The sequence below is a fragment of the Clostridium sp. FS41 genome (assembly GCF_000954015.1).
GTDB classification, from domain to species: domain Bacteria; phylum Bacillota; class Clostridia; order Lachnospirales; family Lachnospiraceae; genus Enterocloster; species Enterocloster citroniae.
Genome location: NZ_JYHN01000064.1, coordinates 60,445 through 86,857, shown reverse-complemented (window position 1 = coordinate 86,857; position 26,413 = coordinate 60,445). Strand labels below are relative to the sequence as shown.

The following is a 26,413-nucleotide window of genomic DNA, read 5'->3' as shown; positions in this document are numbered from 1 at the left end:
GATATGGGGAAAGAAAATATAAAGGTGCAGGCTAGGAACCTGACCAAATGTTTTGGCGACCTGAAAGTATTGGACCATATATCGTTCGATGTCAGGCAAGGGGAATTCTTGTGTATTGTAGGGCCGACTGGATGTGGAAAGACCACGTTCCTAAACTGCCTGACTAAAATTTATGATATAACGGACGGAGAGATTCTGGTAGATGGAGCGCCTATTGATTGCAGGAAGAACAACATTTCTTATATTTTACAGGAAAGCTCGGCTATGGAATGGCTTACGGTTGAGGAGAATATCCGGTTTGGCCTGCAGATCAAACGGGTGCCGCAAACGCTTTTGAAGGAGCGGGTGGAAGAAATGCTGGAAATAGTAGGACTTACGGAATACCGGCATTACTATCCAAGACAGCTGTCCATCAGCATGCTCCAGCGCACGGTTATTGCCCGGGCATTTGCGACTTATCCGGAACTGCTGTTGATGGATGAGCCCTATGGGCAGCTGGACCTGGACCTGCGCTTTAAGCTGGAAGATGAATTGCTGAAGCTTTGGCAGAAAACAAAAACAACTGTAATTTTTATTACCCATAATGTGGAGGAAGCGGTTTATCTGGGGGAACGCATCATGGTTCTCACCAATAAGCCAACCGGGGTCAAGCAGATTTTGGACTGTCATCTGGAGAGGCCAAGAGATGTGGCAGACCGGGAATTTGTAAAAATCCGAAATGAAGTAACAGATTTAATACGTTGGTGGTGAAAAAGTGAAAGAAAGACCAAATATCATTGTATTTATGACGGATCAGCAGAATGCGGATACCATAAAGAAAGAACATCAGGCCATAACACCGAATATAGAGGCATTTTGCGAAAAGGCAGTGGTGTTTGAGGAGGCATTTTGTGTGTCGCCCCATTGCTGTCCCTCAAGAGCTTCCTTTTTTTCCGGGTTATATCCCTCACAACATGGGGTTTGGAATAATGTAGAGATTGACAATGCCTTATCCCGCGGACTATATGATGGGGTAGAACTGTTTCCGGAGGTGCTGTGCAGGGCCGGATACCGTACTTATTTTTCGGGGAAATGGCATGTCAGCGCCTATGAGGGCCCCAAGGACCGGGGCTTTGAACATGTTTTAAATGAGTATGTTTCCAATTACGGAAGGTTCCGGCCGGAAAACAGACCAAGAAGCAATGACTGGGAGCGTGTTTACCAATCAGTACAAAACATTGATCTGTCAGGAAAAAAAGAGGGTTTTGGACAGATCAGCCGGGAGGGGTATCCCATATATTATCAATTTGGAGAAGACCAGGACCCCTTTGGGGACCGGATCACGGTGCAAAAGGCTTGTGATGTCATACGCGACTATGACAAAGCCGATCCCTTTTTCATGTACGTGGGAGTTACAGGACCCCATGATCCCTATTGTCCGCCAAAGGAGTACATCCAACTGTATGAGGGAGTTGATATGAAACTCCCGGAAAGCTTTGACGATCCCATGGAGGATAAGCCGGCGCTCTATCGAAGGACGCGCCGGCGGTTTGATCTGACCCTGGAGGAAGAAAAGGAAAGTATGCGCCGGTATCTTGCATTTGTCAGCTTTGAGGATGCCATGTTCGGCCGTTTGCTCCAGGCAGTGGAGGAAAAAGGAATTTTTCAGGATACGTATATCATATATCTGACTGACCATGGGGATTATCTGGGAGCCCACGGATTGTGGGCAAAAGGCCTCCCATGTTTCAGGGAAGCATACCACATCTGCGCAGCGATCGGAGGCGGAGGCATGTTGGGCCATAAAAGCGTGAAGGAGCTGGTATCCATTACAGATTTCGCCCCCACCATCCTGGAACTGGCAGGCGTGAAGGAGGCGCTTCCAACAGCAGGCCGGTCGCTGTGCCCCTTCCTGAACGAGGAAATCCCCGGGGAGTGGAGGAGAGAGATCTACACCCAGACAAACGGAAACGAACTATACGGGATACAGCGGGCTGTGTGGGATCAGAAATGGAAATATGTATTTAACGGATTTGACGAGGATGAACTGTATGATCTGGAGCAGGATCCATGGGAACTGCATAATGTGATCAATGAGAAAGAGCATCAGGGCATTGTAAAGAGCATGTGCAGGAAAATGTGGCAGTTTGCCAAAACCACGAAGGACGCCTGTACATGTCCCTATATTATGGTAAGCCTGGCCCCATACGGACCGGGAATCATCTGGGAAGACGGCGAACCAAAAGCGGAAAAGAGCCGTGAAAGGCAGGTGCAGGAAAAATAGCGCCCAAAAGACAGAACTAAAACAAGCCGAACAAAGAAAAACATAACCAAGAAAATCTGGATCCAGAAAACAGGACCGGCTCCCCAAGGGGATATCTGGTCCTGTTTTTTCCGTGGATTTAATTACCTCCAGGACCATCCCGTCTTGGCCGGGATGATTCAGGGAGCGGCTCCACATAGGAGCAGCCGTCTTTTTTTACCTTGTCCGTATCATGGGAGCAATCCCTGTCTGTCTTGTTGGTCAAATGTTCTGTTTTGTCCATCATGCCACCTCCTGTTGATGTACGCGCCGGCCAACTGCCTGTCTGCAAAAAGCAGTCAGAAAGCAATTGCAGGCGCGTTTTAAGAACCGCCTTCTTTCACGATCGTTTCCAGAACCTGGATCAGATCCTGCAGCGTTTCCAGATGCACATTGCGCTCCAGGATATCATTTTTCAGGTCCACGGAAAGGGTTTCAAATTTCTCCCGAATCTTCGGGGACACATAAGATGCCATTCCAACCACCTCGCTATGAGCACTTAGGGACCGTCTTTTGGTCCCTTACGTGCGATGCATGTCATCTCCACTTGGTGAGGTATTCCCCGAACCTAGTGGAGTGGTTCGCTATGAGCACTTAGGGACCGTCTTTTGGTCCCTTACGTGCGATGCATGTTAACTTCCTTAATATTATGCAACGCGCCCTTAATCTTTATGCATCTGATTCCTGTACTGCTTTGGCGAAATCCCATGGATCCTTTTGAATATTTTAATAAAATAATTTACGTCCGTATACCCGCATCCATTGGCCACCACATGGATGGGCAGTGTGGTGGAGTTGAGAAGCTGCAGGGAATGGCGTATGCGCACCCCATGGATGTAATCGGTCAGATTAGATCCGGTTTCCTTTTTGAACAGGCTGGACAGATAGGATTTGGTCACATGGCACATGTCTGCGAAAAAGGCCAGGGTCAGTGGTTCGGCATAGTGGAAATCCGTGTATGTAATGCAGCGCTGCACGATCTGGGAATAGTTCTTCATGGAATGGTTCCTCACCAGCAGGCAGTATTTGTGCACCATATCATTGTCAATGGAATCCAGTTCGCTCATGGAGCGCGCCTGGTTGATGCGGATGGCAAAGCGGGTGGACAGGTCGTCAATGTAGACCGGGTGTACGTGGCCTTTTTGCACGGATTTCCGGCACAGGGTGTTAAAAATGATCATCATGTTCTTGCGGTTGATCAGTGCGTTTTCCGTGCGCGGGGTGATACGGTAGGTTTTAAACAGGCTGTAATACCGCCCCGCTTTATCCTGATCCCCGCAGGTGATGGCATCTAACATGGTTTCCTCCACCTCATAGCGCTCTTCGATGCTGCTCATGGCAATGGAAGGGCGCTCATTCAGCGTCAGGGAACCCGGGGAGGTCTCAAAGGAAAGCCCTCCCTCCTCCGGAATGAGCCGCAGGATGTGGTTTCTGGCGAAGAGATTGTCCGCAATGGTCAGCAGCGTGGACTCCAGGGCCTTCAGGTCTGAGGGCACAGGGACATTGTTGTAAAATGCCTGCAGTTCCCGCAGCAGGTTCTCCGGCAGCTTCTTGTCCGCCATGATACGCCGGATATCCGTAAGGGAGGGCGGCGTCTCCATAACAGGTCCCATGAGCATGATCACATCCTGAAGGACAGGGGAAATGGATGTCTGGCCAATGCGCAGGATGTAAATGGTCAGGGAAAAATCATCCACCATCTTAACGATCTCTGCCTCACGGCAGTTCTGCTGGATAAAGTATTCCAGACCTCTGTAATCGTAATCCGAGTAAAGCTTGCACCGAAGTTCCATGTCAGCCTTGTACAGGTTGGAAAAGTCAGGTTCAATCTGCAGGCAGTTCATGTGATGGGCCTGGATAATCTGGGAAAACAGGGTGAGAACATCCGTATTCATGAAAGATTCCTTTCTTAACATAAAATGAATGTAACAGTCCACATCGGATGTCCTGAACAGTTACAGATTAATACTATAATATTGCGATTATTTAGGAAAATTTTCTACTAATAATTAGTATACCAAAAAATAGTACTATTTTAAAGCAATATCCTCTCTTTTTTCTTTTGTGGTTTTGGGCTAGATTAAAACCATGAAAGGGAAAAGGAGGCAGCATATATGGAATATGTGGAAGACGGTCCATTTACAGGCTTTCAGAAAAAGAAGGATCATCTGGTCTGTATCGATTCGGACGGATGTGCCATGGATACCATGGATATCAAGCATTTCAGGTGCTTTGGTCCGTGCATGGTAAAGGAGTGGGCGCTGGAAAACCGGGAAAGGGAAGTTCTGGACCTGTGGAATAAGGTCAATCTTTATTCCATGACAAGGGGAACGAACCGGTTTAAAGCCCTGGCCCTGGTTTTGGAGACGGTGGATCATCTGTACTTGGAGATTCCAAAGCTTTCGGACCTGACTGCCTGGGCCGGAGAGACAGATGAGCTGTCAAACAGCGCTTTGGAGAGACAGGTACGATCCTCAGGCAGCATTTGCCTGAAAAAGGCACTCCACTGGTCGGAGACAGTGAACCGGGAGATCAAACAGCTTCCCAAAACAGACATGCTTCCCTTTCCCGGAGTCAGGGAAGGGATTGCGCTGATCCGCCAGTATGCGGATATTGCCATTGTATCGTCTGCCAATCAGGATGCGGTGAAGGAGGAATGGGGGAGGCACGGGCTGTTGGAGTATGTGGATATTCTGCTGGCCCAGAATGCAGGGTCTAAATCATCCTGTATCAGGAAGCTGCTGGAATACGGGTATAAAAGGGAACATGTGATGATGGTGGGGGATGCGCCGGGGGACCGGCTGGCGGCGGAAGAGAACCGCATACATTTTTATCCGATCCTTGTGGCCCATGAGTATGAGAGCTGGAGGGGCATTGCAGATGCCGTGAAACGGCTGGCGGAGGATGATTTCACGGATCTGTGGCAGGGTCAGCTGACAGATGAATTTGAGAAGAACTTACAGGCGTAAAGAGAAGGGAGAATAAAATGGTAGATCTGAGACAGAAACCGTATAATCTGAGTGAGGAACAGGTGCAGTGGGTGGAGGAAACCATCCGCTCCATGAGCCTGGAGGAGAAAATAGGACAATTATTCGTGAACATGGTGGCCAATGAGGAGGAGCGCAGGCCGGAAAATATAAAAAAGGTTTTGGATACATATCACCCGGGGGCTATCCGGTATCATAATGCTTCCAAGGAAGAACTGTGGGAGATGGCAAAGAATCTCCAGGATGCCTCCAGGATCCCCCTTCTTATAGCGTCCAACTGCGAGATGGGAGGAAACGGCGGCGTCAATGAGGGGACCATGCTGGCCAATGGGGCTGCTATGGCTGCCATGGACAGCGAGGATGCCGTGTATGAGGTGGCTTCCATCAGTGCAAAGGAGAGCGCGGCCGTGGGATGCAACTGGAACTTTGCTCCCGTGGTGGATCTGACGTATAATTGGAGAAATACCATTGTCCAGCTCCGGGCCTTTAACGACAAGCCGGATGATGTGATACGATACGCCGCCGCCTTTTTCAGGGGCATGAGGACCCAGAACTTTGCCACCTGCATGAAGCATTTCCCCGGGGACGGCACGGAGGAAAATGACCAGCACCTGATCATGGGCATCAATGATATGAGCGTGGAGGAATGGGATAAGAGCTTTGGACGCGTATATAAGGCGCTGATCGATGAGGGATGCATGACCATCATGGCAGGGCACATTGCCCTTCCGGCTTATTCCAGAAAGCTTTGCCCCGGTATCAGGGACGAGGATATCCGTCCGGCCACTTTAGCACCGGAACTGATCACCGGACTGCTAAAGGGACAGCTTGGCTTTAACGGCCTGGTGGTCACGGATGCCTCCCACATGATCGGCATGTTTGGCGCTTCTGTTTCCAGAAGGGAACAGGTTCCCGGGGCCATTGCAGCCGGATGTGACATGTTCCTGTTCTTTAATGACAGGGATGAAGACTTTGGATATATGATGGAAGGGTATAAAAACGGCACCATCACCCAGGAGCGCTTAAACGATGCACTTCACCGGATCCTTGGCGTCAAGGCCGCCCTGAATCTTCATGTGCACAAGAGAGAAGGGACCCTGGTTCCTCCAAGGGAGAACCTTTTGGTGGTGGGGTGTAAGGAACACCATCAGACCGCAGCCGCTTTGGCTGACCGTTATATCACCCTGGTTAAGGACAGGCGCTCCTACCTTCCCATGACAACGGAAAAATACAGACGTCTGAAGCTGGTCTATATCGGCTCTGAGGCCACTGTGATAGCAGGAACCAAATTTAAGAGTAATGACCAGGAGATCATAGGGGATATTGTGAGCCAGCTTGAGTCCCGGGGATTTGAGGTGGACGCTGTGGTGGAGCAGAAAAAGGGCAGGATGGAAGAATTTAAAGCCAGGTATGACGCAGTCCTTCTGGTGCTCAACGTACAGGGGTTTGCCCAGTTCAACACCATGCGCATCAAATGGGATGAGCCGGCCAAACAGCCATGGTACATGTCCGAACTTCCCACCTTTGTACTGTCCCTGAGCCTTACCAACAACCTGATCGATGTGCCCATGGCCCGCTGCTATATTAACGCGTATATGCCAAGCCATGAGGCCTTTGAGGCAGCCCTGTCCAAGATGATGGGAAAGAGCAAATTCATGGGACGATTGAATGACAATGTTTTCTGTAATCGATGGGAAACAAGGTTTTAGAGAGAGGAAGGGACGGAGAAATGATGGACGGGAAACAGGTGAGGCCATTTGGCCTGAGAGATAAGATCGGATACTTATTTGGAGATTTCGGAAACGATTTTACATTTATATTTGCCAGTACCTTTCTCATGGTTTTTTATATGAAGGTGCTGGGAATACCGGGGGCAGCGGTGGGGACCCTGTTCCTGGCGGCCAGGGTGGTTGACGCGTTTACGGATATCACAATGGGCCGTATTGTGGATGTGTGCAGACCCGGAAAGGACGGAAGGTTCAAGCAGTGGATCCGCCGCATGGCCGGGCCGGTGGCCATTGCCAGCTTCCTCATGTACCAGTCCTCCCTGGCCGGGGCATCCATGACGGTCAAAATCGTATACATGTATGTGACCTACCTGCTGTGGGGCAGCATCTGCTACACTGCCATCAATATCCCTTACGGTTCCATGGCGTCTGCCATCACCGATAAACCGGATGAGCGCACCGGGTTATCCACCTTCCGGGGCATTGGGGCAAACCTGGCACAGCTGGTCATTGGCGTACTGGGACCGGTCATTATCTATGCCACGGATGAGAGCGGGGCGCAGGTCATCCGCAATAACGGCCATATTTTCCCGGTTGTAGCAGCTGCATTTTCCCTGTGTGCCATTGTCTGCTATGTGATCTGTTACAAATGCACCACAGAGCGGGTGAAGATCGACAAAGATCCGGACGCTCCGAAGATCACCCTGGCAAAAACCTTTAAGACCATATTTTCCAGCCGCGCCATGCTGGGGATCATAGGGGCGGCCCTGTTCCTGATGCTGAGCCAGCTTTTGATCAGCGGTCTGAACAACTACCTGTATGCGGATTATTTTGGGGACATTAAAGCATTTTCCAGCTACACTTTTATCAATATCATGCTGTCCCTGATCCTGGCCGCCTTTGTGGGCAGCATCACAAGGCGCATGGGCAAGAAGGAAGCTGCCGTGGCGGCCACTGCGTTTACCGGCGCGGTCTACCTGGTGCTGTTCTTTTTAAAACTGACCAATCCATGGGTGTATATGATCTCTGCGGCCATCGGGTTCCTGGGTGTGAATTTCTTTAATCTGGTGATCTGGGCCAATATTACGGATGTGATCGATGATGCGGAGGTAATGACCGGCAAGCGGGAGGACGGGACCATCTATTCGGTGTATTCCTTTGCAAGAAAGGTGGGGCAGGCACTGGCAGGGGGCTTGAGCGGTTATGCCCTGGAGATGATCGGATACCAGTCGGCCGACAAGGTTCAGAGTCCCCAGGTGTTAAACGGATTGTATACTATTTCCACCCTGGTTCCCGCCCTTTTGTTTTTCTGCGTGACCATCATGCTGCTGGTGGTATATCCTCTTAACAAGAAGAAGGTGGAGGAGAATTCCCTGGTCCTCCGGGAACGCCGGGCAGGAAAGTAAGATGCAGGCAGCTGACCGTTGACAGATATAACAAAAAAACCTTTCCGGTGGGTTGAGCCGGAAAGGTTTTTGTTAACTACTAATTCGTTCGTTGTCTCTATGAATTAAGCGATGGAATTAACAGCCTTGGATAAACGGGATACCTTGCGGGAAGCAGTGTTGCTGTGATATACTCCCTTGGTACAAGCCTTATCAATCTCGGAAGTAGCAGCCAGCAGTGCAGTCTGGGCAGCAGCCTTGTCCCCAGCAGCAACAGCAGCGTCAACCTTCTTGATTGCAGTTTTAACCTTGGATCTGATCGCCTTATTTCTTGCAGCCTTAGTCTCGTTTACTAAGATTCTTTTCTTTGCAGATTTAATGTTAGCCAATGAAATACACCTCCGTTCTTTACATATAATCTTTGTGTTTTCCATCAAAGTCTGGACACGGACAGTTTAATGTAAACATACTATTGTATTCTAGCGAATCCGGGACGGAATGTCAAGACAAAAATGGAGGATTTTTGAAGAAAAACATGGATTAAAGGGGAGAACTATGGAAGTCGAACCGTTCCGGCATCTTTTCCAGCAAAAAATTGAGAAGAATGTCAAAATTATTGTCGCCGGAATAACAGCGCCCGACACATTCCTTTCCAATAAAGAAGTCCATGGAGGTCCCACGGACCCAAAAGCTCACCTCGATCCTGGTAATCTGGGAGTAACGGATTCTCACCGTGTTTCCCCAGCGCTTGTAAAATATAATCCCGCCTGAGCCTGCGATTATCCTGCGGCGTCTGTAACCTGTGATCATAAGTAGTGTGGCGATTGCCAGTACGATGCTGAGCGGCAACAGGTCATCCTGCAGACTCTTGATAGCCATCAGCACAAACATGGTAATCATAATGTATATGTAGGGATCATTGGGCGTTACATGGATTCGGTCCTTTGTACCATTCCTGTTCATGCTCATTCCTCCGTCACAGTCATTGCGCGGTTCATTTACTGTTATTTTAAAGCCGGTGCAGGAAAATGTCAAACGTATCACAGGCTGCCATACATATTTTTTCCTTTCTTTGCCTAAAATAACCGCAGATAGAAACATGATTGCGCAGAATTGCTGTAGAAAAATAAAGCAAGAGGTGAAGGGAAATATGGAGGAAAAGAACGTGTCAGAAAATAACGCGGCAGAAAATAACGCGGCGGAGACGGTTACGGATACAATAAACACAGCGGCTCAGGGCGGATTCGAGGTACGGACGGACCTGGCGTTAGAACAGAAGGAAAGCTTTGAGGGGGACGGCGGTGAGATTTCCGGAGTTAAATTAAAGGAATGGCATCACCAGAAGAGCCAGGTCAAGCTGACAGAGGTGAAGATTCTCAATGAACAGGGGGCAAAAGCCATGGGCAAGCCCAAGGGCACTTATCTGACTTTGGAGGCGGACCGCCTGTCCAAGGCGGATGACGAATACCACAGCGAGATCTCGGAGGAACTGGCAAGGCAGATCAGGAAGCTTATGGGGGAAATGATAGGATGGAAGGAGGAGGACCTGCCCTCTGTTCTGGTGGTGGGGCTGGGCAACCGCTCGGTGACGCCGGACTCCCTTGGCCCAAGGGTTCTGGGAAATCTCCAGGTCACAAGACACCTGGACGGACAGTACGGGGATACCTTTTTAAAGGACCGCAGCCTTCCCGCCATCAGCGGGATCGCACCGGGGGTTATGGCGCAGACCGGAATGGAGACAGCGGAGATCTTAAAGGGGATCATCGGCCAGACCCACCCGGACCTGATTATTGCCATCGATGCTCTGGCGGCCAGAAGCGTACACCGCCTTGGAACCACCATACAGCTGACGGACACGGGTATCCACCCCGGCTCCGGGGTGGGCAACCACCGGCACAGCCTTACAAAGGAGAGCCTTGGAGTGCCTGTGCTGGCCATCGGCGTTCCCACCGTGGTGGGGGCAGCGGCCATTGTACACGATACCGTGTCCGCCCTGGTGCGGGTACTTTCTGAAAATGAAAATACAAAGGGCACGGGCAGCTGGATCGAGGATATGGACTCAGAGGAACAGTACCAGCTTATAAGGGAACTCCTGGAGCCGGAGTTCGGTCCCCTGTATGTGACGCCTCCGGATATTGACCAGTCGGTAAAACAGCTGAGTTTTACCATATCGGAGGGGATCCACCAGGCAGTTTTTCCGTAGATGACCGGTGGATAAATATTCCGTCCTGTGATAAGATAGTGATGATTGACATTTGACACAGGAAGGACGTAATTGTATGCTATCTAATAAAACCAGCGCGGCCGGACATGCGGCCGCCCTTTTTACAGTGATCGTGTGGGGGACCACATTCATTTCCACAAAGGTGTTACTCAGGGCATTTTCGCCCTTGGAGATCCTGTTCCTGCGCTTTGTGCTGGGCTTTGTCATGCTGTGCATCATCAACCCCAAACCTTTTCGTACAAAAAGTAAAAAGGAGGAGGCCATGATGGCGCTGGCAGGCCTTACGGGTATCTGTCTGTATTACCTGTTGGAGAATGTGGCCCTTACATATACCCAGGCGTCCAACATCAGCGTGATCGTATCCATTGCTCCTATTTTCACCGGCATCCTGGCACATTTTTTCCTGGACGGCGAGAAGCTGAAGGGAAGCTTTATCGTGGGATTTTTCTGCGCCATTGCGGGGATCGGGCTGATCAGTTTCGGGGGGAGCGGCGGGGTGGCCTTTAATCCGGCCGGAGACCTGATGGCAGTAGCTGCCGCCATGATATGGGGAGTGTATTCCATACTGTCAAGGAAGATCGGAAGCCTTGGATATGATGTGATCCAGACCACCAGAAGGACCTTTTTTTATGGAATCGTGTGTATGATCCCAGCACTGTTCTTTATGGATTTCCATCCTTCTCTGGGAGAACTCAGATCAGGCGTGAACCTGTTTAATATGGTATATCTGGGCCTGGGGGCGTCCGCCATGTGCTTTGTCACCTGGAATATTTCCGTGCGCATCCTGGGAGCTGTAAAGACCAGTATTTATATCTATATGGTGCCGGTGATCACCATTATCATATCCATTCCCGTGCTGGGGGAGGTGATCACTCCCTGGACCGCGGCCGGTACGTTTCTTACACTGGCCGGGCTTTTCATCTCTGAGGGCAGACTGGCCCGGCTTTGGGCAGGCCGCCCAGATCCCCCAGCCGGTCCCGGGAGGAATTTAAACAGCCCTGAAGAATAAAAAACCGCAATATCCATATCCCACCTGCATATCATAATAATAGTATGATGACAGGTGAAAAATGATATGAGAGTAAGACGTGGAGGCTCAGACCGGCTGATACGCCGGTTCATTGCCGGCACGGTCCTGCTTATGCTGCTTCTTCTCGGCGGCCGCTATATAGGCCGGGCAGCAGGAAGTATTCCGAGGAATGATTACAGGCGTATGATAAAAGCAGGCGGACAATGGCTGGTGGAAACCATATGGATCCAGGCACAGCCGGGAAAGCGGATATCCGGGGAGGGCGGCGGGGATCCCTATGTGGGGCAGGCTGACCCGGATCCCTCCTACAGGAAATACCAGGCAGTGAAGACCTTTTACCAGGAGCATCAGTATCTGGCCTGGTATGGCAACGAGGAGACGGGGCAGCAGTCGCCGGAGGATGAGCAGCTGGCAGCGGCATCGGGCCAGGGAAGCGGCCAGGGAACTGAATATGTCCAGGGAAATGCGGACGGGAATACATATACCCAGGGAAATGCCGGCCGGGGCGGCGCTCCCGGCAGCGGGCTGCAGGGCGGCAGCGGGACCATGGAGATTCCGGAAACCCTGACAGGTACATTGAACCGGCCGATCACCGGCAATACATATGTAATGGAGCAGCTGGCGGATTATGACTTTTTGATGAAGCATTTTTACAGTGTACATACTTCCACAACGGCAGGCAGGGATCTGATGAATGCAAAAGCTCTTTTGGAACGGGATATGTCCATGCAGGGGGATCATTCAAAGCCCCAGATCCTGATCTATCATACCCATTCCCAGGAAGCGTTTGCAGATTCGGGTCCGGGTCAGACCGTGGTGGGGGTAGGGGGATACCTGACCAGCCTCCTGGAAGCAAAGGGATATAATGTATACCATGATACCACGGTATATGACCTGAAAAACGGGCAGCTGGACCGCAGCAAGGCGTATAACTATGCGTTGGACGGGATCACCAATATCCTTCAGCAGAATCCGTCCATTGAGGTGGTGCTGGACATCCACAGGGATGGGGTGGGGGAGAATGTGCATCTGGTAACCCAGGTGGACGGCAAGGATACGGCCCAGATTATGTTCTTTAACGGGCTGAGCCAGACGCCGGAAGGCCCTATTGAATATCTGCAGAACCCTTACCGCGAGGATAACCTGGCCTTCAGCCTCCAGATGCAGCTGGACGCGGCCGCCTATTATCCCGGATTCACAAGGAAAATCTACTTAAAGGGGCTGCGGTACAATGAACACCTGCGGCCAAAATCCAGCCTGATCGAAGTGGGTGCGCAGAACAATACCTACCAAGAGGCCCTGAACGCAATGGAGCCGCTGTCCGAACTTCTGGATATGGTGCTGTCAAAGAAATAGGGACCAGGGATTCTTTCAAACAAAAAGTTGCACTTAGGGGCAAAAAATGGTATATTCTACTAAGCGAAACAGTGAGAATACGTCTATACATGATGAACAGAGCACGGCGGGGATATCAGGAACCATTGGTCCCCGGCGCGCCGCAGAAAGAGGAAGGAAGTAATATGGCCCACGCTGACCAAAGTAAAATCAGAAATTTTTGTATCATAGCACACATAGACCACGGCAAATCCACTCTGGCCGACCGTATCATTGAGAAGACCGGACTGCTTACCAGCAGGGAGATGCAGGAACAGGTACTGGACAATATGGACCTGGAGCGGGAGAGGGGGATCACCATCAAGTCGCAGGCGGTCCGCACCGTGTACAAGGCAAAGGATGGAAATGAATACATTTTTAACCTCATAGACACTCCCGGGCATGTGGATTTCAACTATGAGGTATCCCGAAGCCTGGCAGCCTGTGACGGAGCAGTGCTGGTGGTGGACGCCTCCCAGGGTATCGAGGCCCAGACCCTGGCCAATGTTTATCTGGCCATGGACCATGACCTGGACGTGTTTCCGGTCATCAATAAGATCGACCTGCCAAGTGCCGAACCGGAGCGGGTGGCTGCGGAGATTGAGGATGTCATTGGCCTGGATGCCAGCGATGCCCCTCATATTTCAGCTAAAACAGGAGTAAACATAGAGGACGTGCTGGAAGCCATTGTCCATAAGATACCGGCTCCGGCAGGAGATCCCCAGGCTCCTTTGCAGGCACTGATCTTTGACTCTGTTTACGATTCCTATAAAGGGGTCATCATCTTCTGCCGTATTATGGAGGGGACCGTAAGAAAGGGAACGCCCATCCGAATGATGGCCACAGGCGCGGAGGAGGATGCGGTGGAGGTCGGATATTTTGGCGCCGGACAGTTCATCCCCTGTGAGGAACTCAGCGCAGGCATGGTGGGTTATATCACGGCCAGCATTAAGAATGTAAGGGATACCCGGGTGGGTGATACGGTGACGAACAGGGACAACCCCTGTGCCACTCCGCTGCCCGGCTACAAAAAGGTAACCCCCATGGTTTACTGCGGGCTTTACCCGGCGGACGGGGCAAAGTACAATGACTTAAGGGACGCCCTTGAAAAGCTTCAGCTCAATGATGCATCCCTGTTCTATGAGCCGGAGACATCCCTGGCCCTGGGCTTTGGATACCGATGCGGCTTTTTGGGACTGCTCCACCTGGAGATCATAGAGGAGCGCCTGGAGAGGGAATATAACCTGGATCTTGTGACCACGGCTCCCGGCGTTGTGTACCGCGTATACAAGACCACCGGGGAGATGATCGAGCTGACCAATCCCTCCAATCTTCCGGACCCAACGGAGATCGACTATATGGAAGAGCCTATTGTCAGTGCTGAGATCATGGTGACCACGGAATTTGTAGGACCAATCATGACCCTATGCCAGGAGCGCAGGGGCAATTACCTGGGCATGGAGTACATTGAGACCACCAGGGCACTTCTCAAATATGAGCTGCCTCTCAACGAGATTATTTACGACTTCTTTGACGCGCTGAAGTCGCGGTCCAGAGGATACGCGTCCTTTGACTATGAGTTGAAGGGATATGAGCGCTCCACCCTTGTGAAGCTGGACATCCTGGTAAACAGAGAGGAAGTGGATGCCCTATCCTTTATTGTGCATGCGGACTCCGCCTATGACCGCGGCAGGAGAATGTGCGAAAGGCTGAAGGAGGAGATCCCCAGACATCTGTTTGAGATTCCGATCCAGGCAGCCATCGGCGGTAAGATCATTGCCAGGGAGACCGTGAAAGCTGTGCGCAAGGATGTGCTTGCAAAATGTTACGGCGGTGATATCAGCCGTAAGAGAAAGCTTCTGGAAAAGCAGAAGGAAGGCAAGAAGCGTATGCGCCAGATTGGAAATGTAGAGATCCCGCAAAAGGCATTTATGAGTGTCTTAAAGCTGGATGAGGAATGATTCCGGCCCGTGCCGGGAGCCACTAAACGAGATGAATCAGACTATGACCAACAAAAAGAAAAAACCAATGGAGCTGTATGTCCACATCCCCTTTTGCGCCAGGAAATGCCTGTACTGTGATTTCCTGTCCTTCAGGGCGCTGGAATCGCTTCAGGAAGCATATACAAGACAACTGATACGGGAGATAGAAGCCCAGGGTGCCTTTTGCAGTGAATATCAGGTCACGACCATATTCATAGGAGGAGGCACTCCTTCTGTCATGGAACCATGCCTGATCGGGGACATCATGCGGTCTCTGAAGTATCATTTTGATGTGGCGGAGGATGCGGAGATCACCATTGAGGTGAATCCCGGCACCCTGCTTCACAACAAGATGCATATTTACAAAGAATGCGGCATCAACCGGCTGAGCATCGGCCTCCAGTCGGCGGACAATCAGGAGCTTAAGGAACTGGGAAGGATACATACCTTTGAGGAGTTCCTGAAAAGCTACCAGTGCGCCAGAATGGTCGGGTTTTCCAACATCAATGTGGATCTTATGAGCAGTATTCCCGGCCAGACGCTGGAGTCTTTTAAGAATACCCTGAAAAAGGTGACCATGCTCAAACCGGAGCATATTTCCGCCTACAGCCTGATCGTGGAAGAGGGAACCCCCTTCTGGGACCGGTACGGGCAGGAGGGGACGGTCGGGCCCGGATACCCTCCCCTGCCCGATGAGGAGACGGAGAGCCGCATCTATCACCTGACCAGGAATTTTTTGCAGGAGCAGGGATATGAGCGATATGAGATATCCAATTATGCAAAACCGGGCTTTAAGTGCAGACATAATGTGGGGTACTGGACGGAGGTGCCCTATCTGGGCCTGGGCCTGGGCGCCTCCTCCTTTATGTGGAACTGCCGGTTCAGCAATGTGAGCGACATGGACACGTATATGAACCTGGATTTTAACGGGTCCATGGAGGCAACCGCCGGGGCAATGGGAGAAACTGCCGGGGAGACCGCCGGGTCCATGGGGGTGCCCCCTGGTGAACCTGTCCGGAATCCGGAAAATGTCCTGGAACAGCTTCGCGGTCCTTTGACGGAACTGACCCGGGAAGCCAGGATGGAAGAATTTATGTTCCTGGGACTGCGCCTCACAAAAGGGATCTCTGAGATTGACTTTGTATCCATGTTTGGGATCAAGCTGGAGACAATTTACGGTCCGGTGATTGAACGCCTTATTTCGGACGGGCTTCTTGTGAAAAATGGGGTGTGGATCTCCCTCACCGAGTGGGGGATGGATGTGAGCAATTTTGTGCTCAGTGAGTTTTTACTGCCATAGAGGAGAGTTGGAACATGCAGGACAATACATTGATGGAGACCATAAGAGGACAGCTGAGGGAATTGGCGGATCCGGAGTACAGGGAATTCCACAGCAGGCTTTTGCCGGGGATCACAGGCATCATGGGGGTGCGAACTCCCCAGCTCCGCGGCCTGTCAAAACAGCTTATAAAAGATGGCTGGCAGGAGTACATAAAACAAGTATCCCTGGCATGGAAACAGACAGGCCAGGGGGAGAAAGGCGTGTATTATGATGAAATGATCCTTTGGGGGCTGTGTATCTGCGGTGGATTCAAAGACTGGGACAGGGCCCTTCCCTATATCGAGGAGTTTGTACCGGCCATCAATAACTGGGCTGTGTGCGACATCTTCTGCAGTTCCCTGAAAGTGGCCGGGAAATACAGGCAGGAATCCTGGGAATTTATCCGCCCCTATCTCCGGTCGGACAAGGAGTACGAGATCCGGTTCGCGGTGGTCATGATGCTGTCCCATTTTGTGGATGAGGATTATGTGGAAGCTGGTTTGGAACTGATGGATCACATCCATCATCAGGGATATTATGTGAAAATGGCAGTGGCCTGGGCCATTTCCATCTACTTTATAAAATTTCCGGAGCCGGTGATGCCGTATCTGGAACACAATCATCTGGATGACTGGACGTTTAACAAGGCCCTGCAAAAGATCACGGAATCCTGTCGCGTGGACGGGGAGACCAAAGCGGTGATCAGGGCCATGAAGCGGCCTGTATCCCGGGGATAGGAAAAATCCCTGGTGCCTGCTTTTTAAGCGGGCTTTTTCTTTTGGAACGATTGGTCCGGCAGGATAAAAAACCAGTTGTAGTATCAGATAGCTTATGCTACAATCGAATTAATTCTGAAAATATAACCAATCAATACAGGAAGGAGTGCATTTATGGACAATCTGATCAACAAAGCGGTGGAAGATTTTAAAGTGCAGGCGTTTTATCAGGGCAAGTTCAGGGAAGTGACAAGGCAGGATACCATGGGACACTGGTCTGTGTTCTTTTTCTATCCTGCTGATTTTACCTTTGTATGCCCCACTGAGCTGGGGGATCTGTCTGATTTTTACGAGGATTTTAAAGAGGCAGGGTGTGAGATCTACTCTGTTTCCGAGGACACCCATTTTGTACATAAGGCGTGGGCAGATGCATCCGATACCATTAAGAAGATCAGGTACCCTATGCTGGGGGATCCGGCCGGTGTGCTGGCCAGGAACTTCGGCGTGCTGGTGGAGGAGGAAGGACAGGCGCTCAGGGGAACTTTTATCGTAAATCCTGAAGGGAAGATAAAGGCATATGAGATCCACGACATGGGGATTGGAAGGAATGCGCAGGAGCTGCTGCGCAAGGTTCAGGCAGCCCAGTTTGTGGAGGAACATGGTGACCAGGTTTGTCCGGCCAAGTGGAAACCGGGAGAGGAGACGCTGACTCCAAGCCTGGATCTGGTTGGAATGCTGTAAGGAGGTGGGGGATACGATCGATCTAACAAGGATACCGTGTGAGAGCAGTCTTATGGATCAGGGATTACAGGCCCAGCTTTCCGGTATTTTCGGGAAGATGGAAGGCAGTGTGACCATGAAGGCGGTGGTGGATCTAAGCCGGGATAAGGATCAGGAGATGGCGGCTTTTTTAAAGGCTGTATCTGCCCTGAGCCAAAAGCTGGACCTGGAGCTTTACGGCCCGGAGGAGGCGTCCATGGTGCCGGAGCTTAATACGGCCTGGCTGCCGGTGACCGGCCTGTATAAGGACAACATCTATGGCAGGGCGGCATTTCACGGAGTGCCTGGGGGCAAGGAGATCAATTCTTTTGTGCTGGCCATCTATAACCTGGCCGGCCCGGGGCAGGCGGTTCCCGGCGGACTTAAGAAAAAGATCGATAAGCTGGCTCAGAAAACCAATATCAAGATATGTGTTTCCCTGGCCTGCCATCACTGCCCGGTAGTGGTGACAGCATGTCAGCACATTGCCATACTCAATCCCAACATAGAGGCGGAGATGATCGATGCCGCCCTGTACGAGGACCTGGTGGCCCGGTATGATATCAAACGAATACCCATGATCATCATCAATGACACTGAGATCCACGTGGGAAGCAAGGAAATGGCGGAGATAGTGGCTTTGTTAAAAAAATAACTCAATCATAGAACAAAAATTAAAATTTCGTTAAAATTAGATAACAAATAAAGCTGTCAGAGAGAATAAATTGTGATATTTTTAAGAAAAAAATGTTTTCTATTGCAAACATATGTGCATTGTGCTATAGTGGTTTTAGACAAATAATAGTGCTGAGATGACGAGAGCATAGTAGAACAACAGAAATGTTGGTTTAAGACTATGCTCTTTTTTATTGGTTAAAAGAAGGAGGGGGATTCCAATGGACCAGAAGTTTTACGATCTGCTTGAATCAAATCCGGTTATAGCGGCTGTTAAGGATATGGAAGGCCTGAAGGCCTGCTGTACCAGGGAAGAGATCAAGGTGGTGTTTATACTGTTTGGGGATATATGTAATATCGGAGCCATTGTGGATCAGGTTGAGCAGGTTGATAAGGTGGCTATGGTGCACGTGGACCTGATCACAGGACTCAGCGGCAAGGAAGTGGCAGTTGACTTTATAAAGAACAATACGGCAGCAGACGGCATCATTTCCACAAAGCCGGCAATGATTAAGCGGGCAAGGGAGCTGTCGCTGTATACAACATTAAGGGTATTTGTACTGGACTCCATGGCGTTTGAGAATATTGAGCATCAGATGGCCGTGGCCAGGCCTGACACCATCGAAATCCTGCCCGGGCTTATGCCAAAGGTGATTCGCAGGGTGTGCAGGCTGGTCAAGGTACCGGTCATAGCAGGGGGACTTATATCTGAGAAAGAGGATGTGGTGGCTGCGCTGTCAGCGGGAGCCATATCTGTTTCAACCACCAATCCCAATGTGTGGCTGATGTAAAGAGGGATTTGAACTTTTCCACGGGGTATGGAAAAAGTTTAAATAGAAGATGTAAAAGGAAGGTCCGCGATGAAAGCAGGCGCGGAAAGAAAAGGAGGGTTTTTATGGCAAAGTATGTAATGGCACTGGATTCAGGAACAACAAGCAACAGATGTATCCTTTTTAACGAGAAGGGTGACATGTGCAGTGTTGCACAGAAAGAGTTCACCCAGTATTTTCCAAAACCAGGCTGGGTAGAGCATGATGCCAGTGAAATCTGGTCCACACAGCTGGGCGTAGCAGTGGAAGCCATGTCGAAGATTGGGGCAACGGCAGAGGATATCGCTGCGATCGGCATTACAAACCAGCGTGAGACCACGATCGTGTGGGATAAGGAAACTGGGGAGCCTGTGTACCATGCAATCGTATGGCAGTGCCGCAGGACATCTGAGTATTGTGACAGCCTGAAGGAAAAGGGACTGGTTGATACCTTCCGTGCCAAGACAGGACTTGTGATTGACGCATATTTCTCAGGAACCAAGTTAAAATGGATCCTGGACAATGTAGAGGGCGTGAGAGAGCGCGCTGAGAAGGGCGAGCTGCTGTTCGGCACCGTGGAGACGTGGCTGATCTGGAAGCTGACCAAGGGAAGGGTTCATGTGACTGACTATTCCAATGCATCGCGCACCATGCTGTTTAACATCAACACCCTGGAATGGGATGATGAGATCCTGGCAGAACTGAATATTCCCAAGTGCATGCTTCCGGAGGCAAAACCGTCCAGCTGTGTATACGGCCTGTCCGATTCCTCCTTCTTTGGCGGAGAGATCCCCATTGGCGGAGCTGCAGGCGACCAGCAGGCCGCCCTGTTTGGCCAGACCTGTTATAATCCCGGCGAGGCAAAGAATACATACGGAACAGGCTGTTTCATGCTGATGAATACAGGGGAAAAGCCGGTGTTCTCCAAGAATGGCCTGGTAACCACCATTGCCTGGGGCCTGGACGGCAAGGTGAATTACGCCCTTGAGGGATCCATCTTTGTGGCCGGAGCTGCGATCCAGTGGCTCCGGGATGAGATGAGGCTGATCGACTCCTCACCGGATTCCGAATATATGGCAAAGAAAGTAAAGGATACCAACGGCTGCTATGTGGTGCCTGCCTTTACGGGGCTGGGAGCTCCCCATTGGGATCAGTACGCAAGGGGAACCATTGTAGGTCTTACCCGCGGCGTGAACAAATATCATATCATACGCGCAACCCTGGATTCCCTGTGTTATCAGACCAATGATGTGCTCCAGGCCATGAAGGCTGATTCCGGCATTGAACTGGCAGCGCTTAAGGTGGATGGCGGTGCGAGCGCCAACAATTATCTGATGCAGACACAGGCCGATATCATCAATGCACCGGTTAACCGCCCCCAGTGTGTGGAGACCACTGCAATGGGAGCTGCTTATCTGGCGGGTCTGGCAGTCGGATATTGGGCTAACAAGGAAGAGGTTATTAAGAACTGGGCAATTGACAGAACCTTTACACCTGAGATCTGCGAGGAAAAGAGGGCAGAGATGGTGAATGGCTGGAACAAGGCTGTGAAGTGTTCCTATGGATGGGCTAAGGAAGAGTGATCATATGAAGTATGAGACTGTTGACGACAAATTAGATTAAGGGGGTTCTATATGTTGCCATATATAGCGGAGTTTTTAGGAACAATGATACTGATACTTTTAGGTGACGGTGTTGTGGCTAACGTTACATTGAACAAATCCGGCATGAAAGGTGCCGGTTCCATCCAGATCACCTTTGCATGGGGTCTTGCGGTCATGCTTCCGGCATTTATCTTCGGCGCGGCATCAGGCGCACATTTTAACCCGGCCCTGACCATTGCGCTGGCAGTGGACGGAAGTTTAGCGTGGGCGCTTGTGCCCGGATACATTGTGGCTCAGTTTGCAGGCGCATTTGCAGGCGCTGTTCTGGTCTATCTTCTGTTCAAGGACCAGTTTGATGCCACGGAGTCAGCTGCCACCAAGCTGGGCGTGTTCTCCACAGGACCGTCCGTTCCTAACATGGGACGCAACATTTTAAGCGAAGCCATCGGTACATTTGTACTTGTATTTGCAATCAAGGGGATCGGCCAGGTGGCAGGTATTCCGGCAGGCGTTGACAAACTTCTGGTGTTCGGTATCATTGTATCAATCGGTATGTCCCTTGGCGGCCTTACCGGATATGCGATCAATCCGGCCCGTGACCTTGGTCCGCGTATCGCCCATGCAGTGCTTCCCATCAAGGGCAAAGGGGATTCCAACTGGGGTTATGCACCGGTTGTGATCATTGGTCCGGTGGTTGGCGCAGTGGTTGCGGCATTGCTGTACCAGGCAATTCCATGGGCATAAGTTTTATCTAATTTAATATTGATTGCGTGAGAGTGGAGCGGAGCAAATGGGTGTGGAAACACGCCTTGTTTGCCCCGCTTTTTATGAGGCGGTAATGGTATTGCCCACAGAGGATTCTTCGGAAAATGCCCGCTGCACGCAGAGAAGAATTAACCGACTTGCAGTATGCAGCGGTGCAGGGGTCCGGACGCAGGATTCCATTTTACAGAGAAGGAAGGGAACGAAGAATATGTATGACGTAATTATTATCGGCGCCGGAGTGGCTGGGTCCGCATCGGCAAGAGAACTGTCCAGATACAGGGTCAATGCCTGCGTGCTGGAACGGGAAGAGGATGTGTGCTGCGGAACTTCCAAGGCCAACAGTGCCATTGTCCATGCAGGATATGATGCCCCAGAGGGTTCCCTGATGGCAAAACTGAACGTGGAAGGCAATGAGATGATGCCTGCTCTTTCAAAAGAACTGGATTTCCCATTCAGCCGGTGCGGTTCCTTTGTGGTATGTGTGGATGAGGAGCAGCTGCCGGATCTTCAGGCTCTCTATGAGAGAGGGACAGCCAACGGGGTAAGAGACCTGGAGGTGATCACGGATCAGGCGCGTTTCAGGGAAATGGAGCCGAATCTGGCGGATGAGGTTGTGGGGGTGCTCTATGCTCCCACTGCGGGTATTGTTTGTCCCTTTAACCTGAACATTGCCTTAGCCGAAAATGCGTATACAAATGGTATTGACTTTAAGTTTAACACGGAAGTCCAGACCATCAGGAAAATTGAAGGCGGCTGGGCCATTGATACCAATCAGGGCGTGTATGAGACCAGGTATGTGGTCAATGCGGCCGGTGTTCATGCTGACCATTTCCATAATATGGTCAGCGAAACAAAGATTCACATCACCCCAAGGCGGGGCGACTATTGTCTGTTGGATAAGAGCGCAGGAAACCATGTAAGCCGTACCATCTTTGCACTGCCTGGAAAGTATGGAAAAGGTGTACTGGTATCTCCTACGGTCCACGGCAATCTGATCGTAGGGCCAACAGCCATCGATATTGAAGACAAGGAAGCCACGGCAACCACTAGAGAGGGCCTGGACGAAGTTATCAGTAAGGCGGGGATGAATGTGAAAGATTTGCCCATGAGGCAGGTGATCACCTCATTTGCAGGTCTCAGGGCACATGAGGATCATCACGAGTTCATTGTTGAAGAATTAAAGGATGCTCCCGGGTTTGTGGACTGCGCGGGCATTGAGTCTCCGGGGCTTACCAGTTGTCCGGCCATTGGCAGGATGGTGGCAGGCATACTGCGGGATAAGATGGGGCTTGAGCCCAACCCCGATTTTGTGGGGACCCGTCAGGGAATCCTGGACCCGGATACCCTGACCAAGGAGGAGCGGGCGGAACTGATCAGGAAGGATCCGGCATACGGCAATATTATCTGCCGCTGTGAGATGGTTACGGAAGGCGAGATACTGGATGCCATCCACAGGCCTCTTGGGGCCCGGTCCCTGGACGGTATCAAGCGCAGGACCAGGGCAGGAATGGGGCGGTGTCAGGCCGGTTTCTGTACACCCAGATCCATGGAACTGCTTCACCGCGAATTGGGGATCCCTATGACGGAGATCACCAAGACAGGCGGCAGATCGCAACTGGTAGTGGGATTCAATAAGGACAGGATATAAGGGGGCGCTTAGGATGAAAGAATACGATATTGTTATAATCGGCGGCGGTCCTGCGGGTCTTGCTGCAGCTGTAGCGGCCAGGGATCATGGAATTGAAAGCATCCTGATCCTGGAGCGTGACAGGGAACTGGGGGGGATCTTAAACCAGTGTATCCACAATGGGTTTGGCCTCCACACATTTAAGGAAGAGCTTACAGGACCGGAATATGCGGCCCGATATGAGGAACAGGTGTTTGACAGGGGGATCGAGTACAAATTAAACACCATGGTCATGGATATCAGCCGTGGCAAGGTGGTGACAGCCATGAACAGAGAAGAGGGGCTGTTTGAGATCCGGGCCAAAGCCGTAATCCTGGCCATGGGATGCAGGGAACGCTCCAGGGGTGCGCTGAACATCCCGGGCTACCGCCCTGCAGGCATTTTTTCAGCTGGTACGGCGCAGCGCCTGGTGAACATGGAAGGGTTTATGCCCGGCCGTGAGGTGGTGATCCTGGGGTCCGGCGACATTGGTCTGATCATGGCAAGGCGCATGACCTTAGAAGGAGCCAAGGTCAAGGTGGTGGCAGAGCTGATGCCCTATTCCGGCGGCTTGAAGCGTAATATCGTACAGTGTCTCAATGACTACGACATCCCTCTGAAGCTGAGCCATACGGTGATCGACATCCGGGGAAAGGAGAGACTTACGGGGATCACCCTGGCAGCTGTGGATGAAAAGGGGAAGCCTATTCCGGGAACGGAGGAGGATTACGACTGTGACACCCTGCTTCTGTCAGTGGGGCTGATCCCTGAGAACGAACTCTCCGGTTCCATGGGGGTGGAGATGAACCGCGTCACGTCCGGTCCCATTGTAAATGAGAGCCTGGAGACCAGTGTGGAAGGCGTTTTTGCCTGCGGCAACGTGCTCCATGTCCATGATCTGGTGGATTTTGTGTCCGAGGAAGCGGCGGCAGCGGGAAAGAATGCGGCCAGGTATGTGATGGAGGGAGAGATGGACCGCCAGGGCCAGGAAATTAACCTTAAGGCCGTGGACGGCGTGCGCTATACCGTGCCATGTACCGTGAATCCACAACGCATGGAGGATACCCAGGTGGTCAGGTTCCGTGTGGGGAATGTTTATAAGAACTGCTATATCGGAGTATATTTTGATGATGAACAGGTGATGCACAGAAAACGTCCGGTTATGGCTCCCGGTGAGATGGAGGAGATTAAACTGGAAAAGGAGAAATTACTATTGCATCCGGAACTTAAGACCATTACAATAAAGGTAGAGGAGGCATAGACCATGGAAAAGAGAGAACTTATCTGTATTGGCTGTCCCATGGGCTGTCCTCTGACCGTGGAACTGGAAGGCGGAGAGATCCTCAGCATTACAGGGCATACCTGCAGGCGTGGGGAGGTATATGCCAGGAAGGAGGTTACCAATCCCACCAGGATCGTCACATCCACAGTGGATGTGGAGGGCGGAAAGGTGGCAAGGGTTTCCGTTAAGACAAAAGAGGATATACCGAAGGAGAAGATCTTCCAGTGCGTGAAGGCGTTAAAGGGAGTAACCGTAAAGGCACCTGTGCATATTGGCGATGTGATCGTAGCCAATGTGGCTGATACGGGAGTGGACATTGTAGCTACCAGGGATGCGTGAGCAGACAGTCGGCAGCCGCCCTTTAGGCGGATGCCGGCTTCCTGTGGTTTAAGGAAGGGCCTTTTCGTGGGCGGTTCGTGCCTGTGGGCGGTTTGTGCCTATGAATGGTCCGTATCCGGGCATGCTCCCGGGAAGTAACTGAGAATAAGCCGTAATAGGCGGCCTTGAGTAAAGGAGGACTTTACATGGAGAAAAAGCAGCTTGATATCAACAATATGAACGGCATGACGGAAGAAGAGGATAAAACATGCGGTCTCAATGATATGAACTGTGTTGCGGATGAGGAAGATAAGACATGCGGCCTCAATGACATGAACTGCGTTGGTGATGATGAGGACAAGACATGCGGCCTTAACGACATGAACTGTTTAGGCGAATAGGTACGGGAACAGGGACAACAGGCAGAGGCTCCGGGGGGAGCCCCTGCTTTGTGCAGTAGTATGAGTGTTTGCAAGGGTATTTGCCGGACTGAAAATAACAAAAGGGGGTTTTCGCAATATGAAGAAATTTATTAATGACGTAGGGCTGGTAGAGGAACAGATGATCCAGGGCATGGTTAAGGCGTATCCGCAGTATCTGAGAAAGCTGGATTGCGGCAACGTTGTGGTGCGCGCTCATAAAAAGGAGGGCAGGGTTGCACTGATCAGCGGCGGAGGCAGCGGCCATGAGCCGGCGCACGGCGGATTTGTGGGAACTGGAATGCTGGATGGGGCCGTAGCAGGAGCGGTGTTCACATCACCCACACCGGATCAGATCTACGAAGGCATCAAGGCGGTTGCCACTGACGCAGGCGTGCTGATGGTGGTAAAGAACTACACAGGGGATGTGATGAACTTTGAGATGGCTGCTGAGATGGCCGAGATGGAAGGCATCACGGTAAAACATGTGGTTACAAATGATGATGTTGCGGTAAAGGATAGTCTTTACACCATAGGGCGCAGAGGGGTGGCCGGAACCATTTTCGTACATAAGATTGCAGGAGCCCTGGCTGAGGCAGGCGGAACCCTGGATGAGGTCCGGGCAGTTGCCCAGAAGGTGATCGACAATGTAAGGACCATGGGCGCGGCTGCCGGTCCCTGTACTGTTCCGGCAGCAGGCAAGCCGGGATTTGAACTGGCAGAGGATGAGATGGAGGTGGGCATTGGCATACACGGTGAGCCGGGAACCCACCGGGAGCCGATGAAAACGGCGGATGAGACAGTGGATCTGCTGCTGGCTCAGATCCTGGCTGATCTGGATTATACGGGTTCTGAGGTTGCGGTGATGATCAATGGCGCAGGAGCCACTCCTCTCATGGAGCTGTTTATCATTAATAACAGGGTAGCGGATGTGCTGGCTGAAAAAGGGATCAAAGTCTATAAGACAATGGTGGGAGAGTATATGACCTCCATTGAGATGCAGGGCTTTTCCATTTCCCTTCTGCGTCTGGACAATGAATTAAAGGAGCTGTTGGACGCACCGGCAGACACACCGGCATGGAGATAGAG

At 51.3% G+C, this 26,413-nt stretch carries 26 protein-coding genes; 21 read left to right on the top strand and 5 right to left on the bottom strand.

All coding sequences use genetic code 11. The features are described from left to right. Positions 1 to 3 precede the first annotated feature (3 nt). Positions 4 to 750 carry an ABC transporter ATP-binding protein gene (locus CLFS41_RS18475; protein WP_007870231.1) on the top strand — a complete coding sequence of 249 codons (747 nt, stop codon included), beginning with the start codon at positions 4 to 6 and terminating at the stop codon, positions 748 to 750. Between the two features lie 4 nt (positions 751 to 754). Then, complete coding sequence (locus CLFS41_RS18470; RefSeq protein ID WP_045093109.1) at positions 755 to 2,263, top strand: sulfatase-like hydrolase/transferase; 1,509 nt, start codon at positions 755 to 757, stop codon at positions 2,261 to 2,263. Positions 2,264 to 2,381: 118 nt separating this feature from the next. Here the strand turns inward: CLFS41_RS18470 and CLFS41_RS30265 are convergent, their stop codons facing one another. From CLFS41_RS30265 to CLFS41_RS18460, 3 genes are all read right to left on the bottom strand, one after another. Continuing rightward, positions 2,382 to 2,528 (bottom strand): hypothetical protein, encoded by a 147-nt coding sequence (locus tag CLFS41_RS30265; protein ID WP_156200164.1) that lies wholly within the window; start codon positions 2,526 to 2,528, stop codon positions 2,382 to 2,384. A 76-nt stretch (positions 2,529 to 2,604) separates the two neighbouring features. Further along, a complete protein-coding gene (locus CLFS41_RS18465) occupies positions 2,605 to 2,757 on the bottom strand; it encodes a hypothetical protein (RefSeq protein ID WP_007870218.1) in 153 nt (50 codons plus the stop codon). A gap of 186 nt (positions 2,758 to 2,943) precedes the next feature. Further along, a complete protein-coding gene (locus CLFS41_RS18460) occupies positions 2,944 to 4,176 on the bottom strand; it encodes an AraC family transcriptional regulator (protein ID WP_007870216.1) in 1,233 nt (410 codons plus the stop codon). A gap of 219 nt (positions 4,177 to 4,395) precedes the next feature. On the opposite strand from CLFS41_RS18460, the gene CLFS41_RS18455 reads away from it, so the two are divergent. The 3 genes from CLFS41_RS18455 to CLFS41_RS18445 are packed head-to-tail and all read left to right on the top strand — an operon-like array spanning position 4,396 to position 8,401. After that, positions 4,396 to 5,250 carry an HAD hydrolase-like protein gene (locus CLFS41_RS18455; RefSeq protein ID WP_045093108.1) on the top strand — a complete coding sequence of 285 codons (855 nt, stop codon included), beginning with the start codon at positions 4,396 to 4,398 and terminating at the stop codon, positions 5,248 to 5,250. Between the two features lie 17 nt (positions 5,251 to 5,267). Further along, positions 5,268 to 6,977 carry a glycoside hydrolase family 3 N-terminal domain-containing protein gene (locus CLFS41_RS18450; protein ID WP_045093107.1) on the top strand — a complete coding sequence of 570 codons (1,710 nt, stop codon included), beginning with the start codon at positions 5,268 to 5,270 and terminating at the stop codon, positions 6,975 to 6,977. Between the two features lie 20 nt (positions 6,978 to 6,997). Continuing rightward, positions 6,998 to 8,401 carry a glycoside-pentoside-hexuronide (GPH):cation symporter gene (locus CLFS41_RS18445; RefSeq protein WP_330583360.1) on the top strand — a complete coding sequence of 468 codons (1,404 nt, stop codon included), beginning with the start codon at positions 6,998 to 7,000 and terminating at the stop codon, positions 8,399 to 8,401. Positions 8,402 to 8,505: 104 nt separating this feature from the next. Here the strand turns inward: CLFS41_RS18445 and rpsT are convergent, their stop codons facing one another. Continuing rightward, on the bottom strand, positions 8,506 to 8,769 hold the full coding sequence (gene rpsT, locus CLFS41_RS18440) for a 30S ribosomal protein S20 (RefSeq protein ID WP_007870206.1): 264 nt from the start codon (positions 8,767 to 8,769) through the stop codon (positions 8,506 to 8,508). Between the two features lie 151 nt (positions 8,770 to 8,920). After that, positions 8,921 to 9,343 carry a hypothetical protein gene (locus CLFS41_RS18435; protein ID WP_007870203.1) on the bottom strand — a complete coding sequence of 141 codons (423 nt, stop codon included), beginning with the start codon at positions 9,341 to 9,343 and terminating at the stop codon, positions 8,921 to 8,923. A gap of 256 nt (positions 9,344 to 9,599) precedes the next feature. Between CLFS41_RS18435 and gpr the strand changes: the two genes are divergently transcribed. From gpr to dhaK, 16 genes are all read left to right on the top strand, one after another. Then, positions 9,600 to 10,583, top strand: coding sequence for a GPR endopeptidase (gene gpr, locus CLFS41_RS18430; protein WP_045093171.1), 984 nt, complete (start codon positions 9,600 to 9,602; stop codon positions 10,581 to 10,583). 76 nt (positions 10,584 to 10,659) lie between these two features. Beyond that, complete coding sequence (locus CLFS41_RS18425) at positions 10,660 to 11,613, top strand: DMT family transporter (RefSeq protein ID WP_045093106.1); 954 nt, start codon at positions 10,660 to 10,662, stop codon at positions 11,611 to 11,613. A 66-nt stretch (positions 11,614 to 11,679) separates the two neighbouring features. Next, a complete protein-coding gene (locus CLFS41_RS18420; RefSeq protein WP_045093105.1) occupies positions 11,680 to 12,990 on the top strand; it encodes a stage II sporulation protein P in 1,311 nt (436 codons plus the stop codon). Between the two features lie 164 nt (positions 12,991 to 13,154). Next, on the top strand, positions 13,155 to 14,969 hold the full coding sequence (gene lepA / locus CLFS41_RS18415; RefSeq protein ID WP_007870180.1) for a translation elongation factor 4: 1,815 nt from the start codon (positions 13,155 to 13,157) through the stop codon (positions 14,967 to 14,969). A 31-nt stretch (positions 14,970 to 15,000) separates the two neighbouring features. Beyond that, positions 15,001 to 16,290, top strand: a complete 1,290-nt coding sequence (gene hemW, locus CLFS41_RS18410; RefSeq protein ID WP_330412812.1) for a radical SAM family heme chaperone HemW — start codon at positions 15,001 to 15,003, stop codon at positions 16,288 to 16,290. A 14-nt stretch (positions 16,291 to 16,304) separates the two neighbouring features. Continuing rightward, positions 16,305 to 17,048, top strand: coding sequence for a DNA alkylation repair protein (locus tag CLFS41_RS18405; RefSeq protein ID WP_045093104.1), 744 nt, complete (start codon positions 16,305 to 16,307; stop codon positions 17,046 to 17,048). Between the two features lie 153 nt (positions 17,049 to 17,201). After that, a complete protein-coding gene (ahpC, locus tag CLFS41_RS18400) occupies positions 17,202 to 17,768 on the top strand; it encodes an alkyl hydroperoxide reductase subunit C (RefSeq protein WP_007870173.1) in 567 nt (188 codons plus the stop codon). 52 nt (positions 17,769 to 17,820) lie between these two features. Beyond that, complete coding sequence (locus CLFS41_RS18395) at positions 17,821 to 18,441, top strand: thioredoxin family protein (protein ID WP_007870171.1); 621 nt, start codon at positions 17,821 to 17,823, stop codon at positions 18,439 to 18,441. A gap of 241 nt (positions 18,442 to 18,682) precedes the next feature. After that, a complete protein-coding gene (locus CLFS41_RS18390; protein WP_007870170.1) occupies positions 18,683 to 19,252 on the top strand; it encodes a glycerol-3-phosphate responsive antiterminator in 570 nt (189 codons plus the stop codon). A gap of 104 nt (positions 19,253 to 19,356) precedes the next feature. Next, positions 19,357 to 20,853 (top strand): glycerol kinase GlpK, encoded by a 1,497-nt coding sequence (gene glpK, locus CLFS41_RS18385; RefSeq protein ID WP_007870166.1) that lies wholly within the window; start codon positions 19,357 to 19,359, stop codon positions 20,851 to 20,853. Between the two features lie 51 nt (positions 20,854 to 20,904). Next, positions 20,905 to 21,618: an MIP/aquaporin family protein gene (locus tag CLFS41_RS18380; RefSeq protein ID WP_007870162.1), complete on the top strand. Its 714-nt coding sequence runs from the start codon at positions 20,905 to 20,907 to the stop codon at positions 21,616 to 21,618. Positions 21,619 to 21,847: 229 nt separating this feature from the next. Beyond that, the gene (locus CLFS41_RS18375; RefSeq protein WP_040417567.1) at positions 21,848 to 23,287 is read left to right on the top strand and encodes an NAD(P)/FAD-dependent oxidoreductase; all 1,440 of its coding nucleotides are present in this window, start codon (positions 21,848 to 21,850) and stop codon (positions 23,285 to 23,287) included. Between the two features lie 13 nt (positions 23,288 to 23,300). Further along, positions 23,301 to 24,566, top strand: coding sequence for an FAD-dependent oxidoreductase (locus tag CLFS41_RS18370; protein ID WP_045093103.1), 1,266 nt, complete (start codon positions 23,301 to 23,303; stop codon positions 24,564 to 24,566). A 3-nt stretch (positions 24,567 to 24,569) separates the two neighbouring features. Then, positions 24,570 to 24,926, top strand: a complete 357-nt coding sequence (locus CLFS41_RS18365) for a DUF1667 domain-containing protein (RefSeq protein ID WP_007870153.1) — start codon at positions 24,570 to 24,572, stop codon at positions 24,924 to 24,926. Between the two features lie 185 nt (positions 24,927 to 25,111). Continuing rightward, entirely contained in the window at positions 25,112 to 25,306 is a 195-nt protein-coding gene (locus tag CLFS41_RS18360) for a hypothetical protein (protein ID WP_007870150.1), read from the top strand. Positions 25,307 to 25,424: 118 nt separating this feature from the next. Continuing rightward, a complete protein-coding gene (gene dhaK, locus CLFS41_RS18355) occupies positions 25,425 to 26,411 on the top strand; it encodes a dihydroxyacetone kinase subunit DhaK (RefSeq protein ID WP_007870146.1) in 987 nt (328 codons plus the stop codon). The last annotated feature ends 2 nt before the right edge of the window (positions 26,412 to 26,413 follow it).

Excerpts from the sequence above, each read along its gene's own strand:
- CLFS41_RS18395 (WP_007870171.1), top strand. The coding sequence starts at position 17,821 with ATGGATCAGGGATTACAGGCCCAGCTTTCCGGTATTTTCGGGAAGATG.
- CLFS41_RS18370 (WP_045093103.1), top strand. The coding sequence starts at position 23,301 with ATGAAAGAATACGATATTGTTATAATCGGCGGCGGTCCTGCGGGTCTT.
- ahpC (WP_007870173.1), top strand. The coding sequence starts at position 17,202 with ATGGACAATCTGATCAACAAAGCGGTGGAAGATTTTAAAGTGCAGGCG.
- CLFS41_RS18420 (WP_045093105.1), top strand. The coding sequence starts at position 11,680 with ATGAGAGTAAGACGTGGAGGCTCAGACCGGCTGATACGCCGGTTCATT.
- CLFS41_RS18405 (WP_045093104.1), top strand. The coding sequence starts at position 16,305 with ATGCAGGACAATACATTGATGGAGACCATAAGAGGACAGCTGAGGGAA.
- CLFS41_RS18475 (WP_007870231.1), top strand. The coding sequence starts at position 4 with ATGGGGAAAGAAAATATAAAGGTGCAGGCTAGGAACCTGACCAAATGT.
- CLFS41_RS18390 (WP_007870170.1), top strand. The coding sequence starts at position 18,683 with ATGGACCAGAAGTTTTACGATCTGCTTGAATCAAATCCGGTTATAGCG.
- CLFS41_RS18360 (WP_007870150.1), top strand. The coding sequence starts at position 25,112 with ATGGAGAAAAAGCAGCTTGATATCAACAATATGAACGGCATGACGGAA.
- CLFS41_RS18375 (WP_040417567.1), top strand. The coding sequence starts at position 21,848 with ATGTATGACGTAATTATTATCGGCGCCGGAGTGGCTGGGTCCGCATCG.
- CLFS41_RS18450 (WP_045093107.1), top strand. The coding sequence starts at position 5,268 with ATGGTAGATCTGAGACAGAAACCGTATAATCTGAGTGAGGAACAGGTG.
- CLFS41_RS18455 (WP_045093108.1), top strand. The coding sequence starts at position 4,396 with ATGGAATATGTGGAAGACGGTCCATTTACAGGCTTTCAGAAAAAGAAG.
- hemW (WP_330412812.1), top strand. The coding sequence starts at position 15,001 with ATGAATCAGACTATGACCAACAAAAAGAAAAAACCAATGGAGCTGTAT.
- CLFS41_RS18435 (WP_007870203.1), bottom strand. The coding sequence starts at position 9,343 with ATGAACAGGAATGGTACAAAGGACCGAATCCATGTAACGCCCAATGAT.
- CLFS41_RS18445 (WP_330583360.1), top strand. The coding sequence starts at position 6,998 with ATGATGGACGGGAAACAGGTGAGGCCATTTGGCCTGAGAGATAAGATC.
- dhaK (WP_007870146.1), top strand. The coding sequence starts at position 25,425 with ATGAAGAAATTTATTAATGACGTAGGGCTGGTAGAGGAACAGATGATC.
- lepA (WP_007870180.1), top strand. The coding sequence starts at position 13,155 with ATGGCCCACGCTGACCAAAGTAAAATCAGAAATTTTTGTATCATAGCA.
- CLFS41_RS18365 (WP_007870153.1), top strand. The coding sequence starts at position 24,570 with ATGGAAAAGAGAGAACTTATCTGTATTGGCTGTCCCATGGGCTGTCCT.
- CLFS41_RS30265 (WP_156200164.1), bottom strand. The coding sequence starts at position 2,528 with ATGATGGACAAAACAGAACATTTGACCAACAAGACAGACAGGGATTGC.
- CLFS41_RS18425 (WP_045093106.1), top strand. The coding sequence starts at position 10,660 with ATGCTATCTAATAAAACCAGCGCGGCCGGACATGCGGCCGCCCTTTTT.
- CLFS41_RS18380 (WP_007870162.1), top strand. The coding sequence starts at position 20,905 with ATGTTGCCATATATAGCGGAGTTTTTAGGAACAATGATACTGATACTT.
- CLFS41_RS18465 (WP_007870218.1), bottom strand. The coding sequence starts at position 2,757 with ATGGCATCTTATGTGTCCCCGAAGATTCGGGAGAAATTTGAAACCCTT.
- glpK (WP_007870166.1), top strand. The coding sequence starts at position 19,357 with ATGGCAAAGTATGTAATGGCACTGGATTCAGGAACAACAAGCAACAGA.
- CLFS41_RS18460 (WP_007870216.1), bottom strand. The coding sequence starts at position 4,176 with ATGAATACGGATGTTCTCACCCTGTTTTCCCAGATTATCCAGGCCCAT.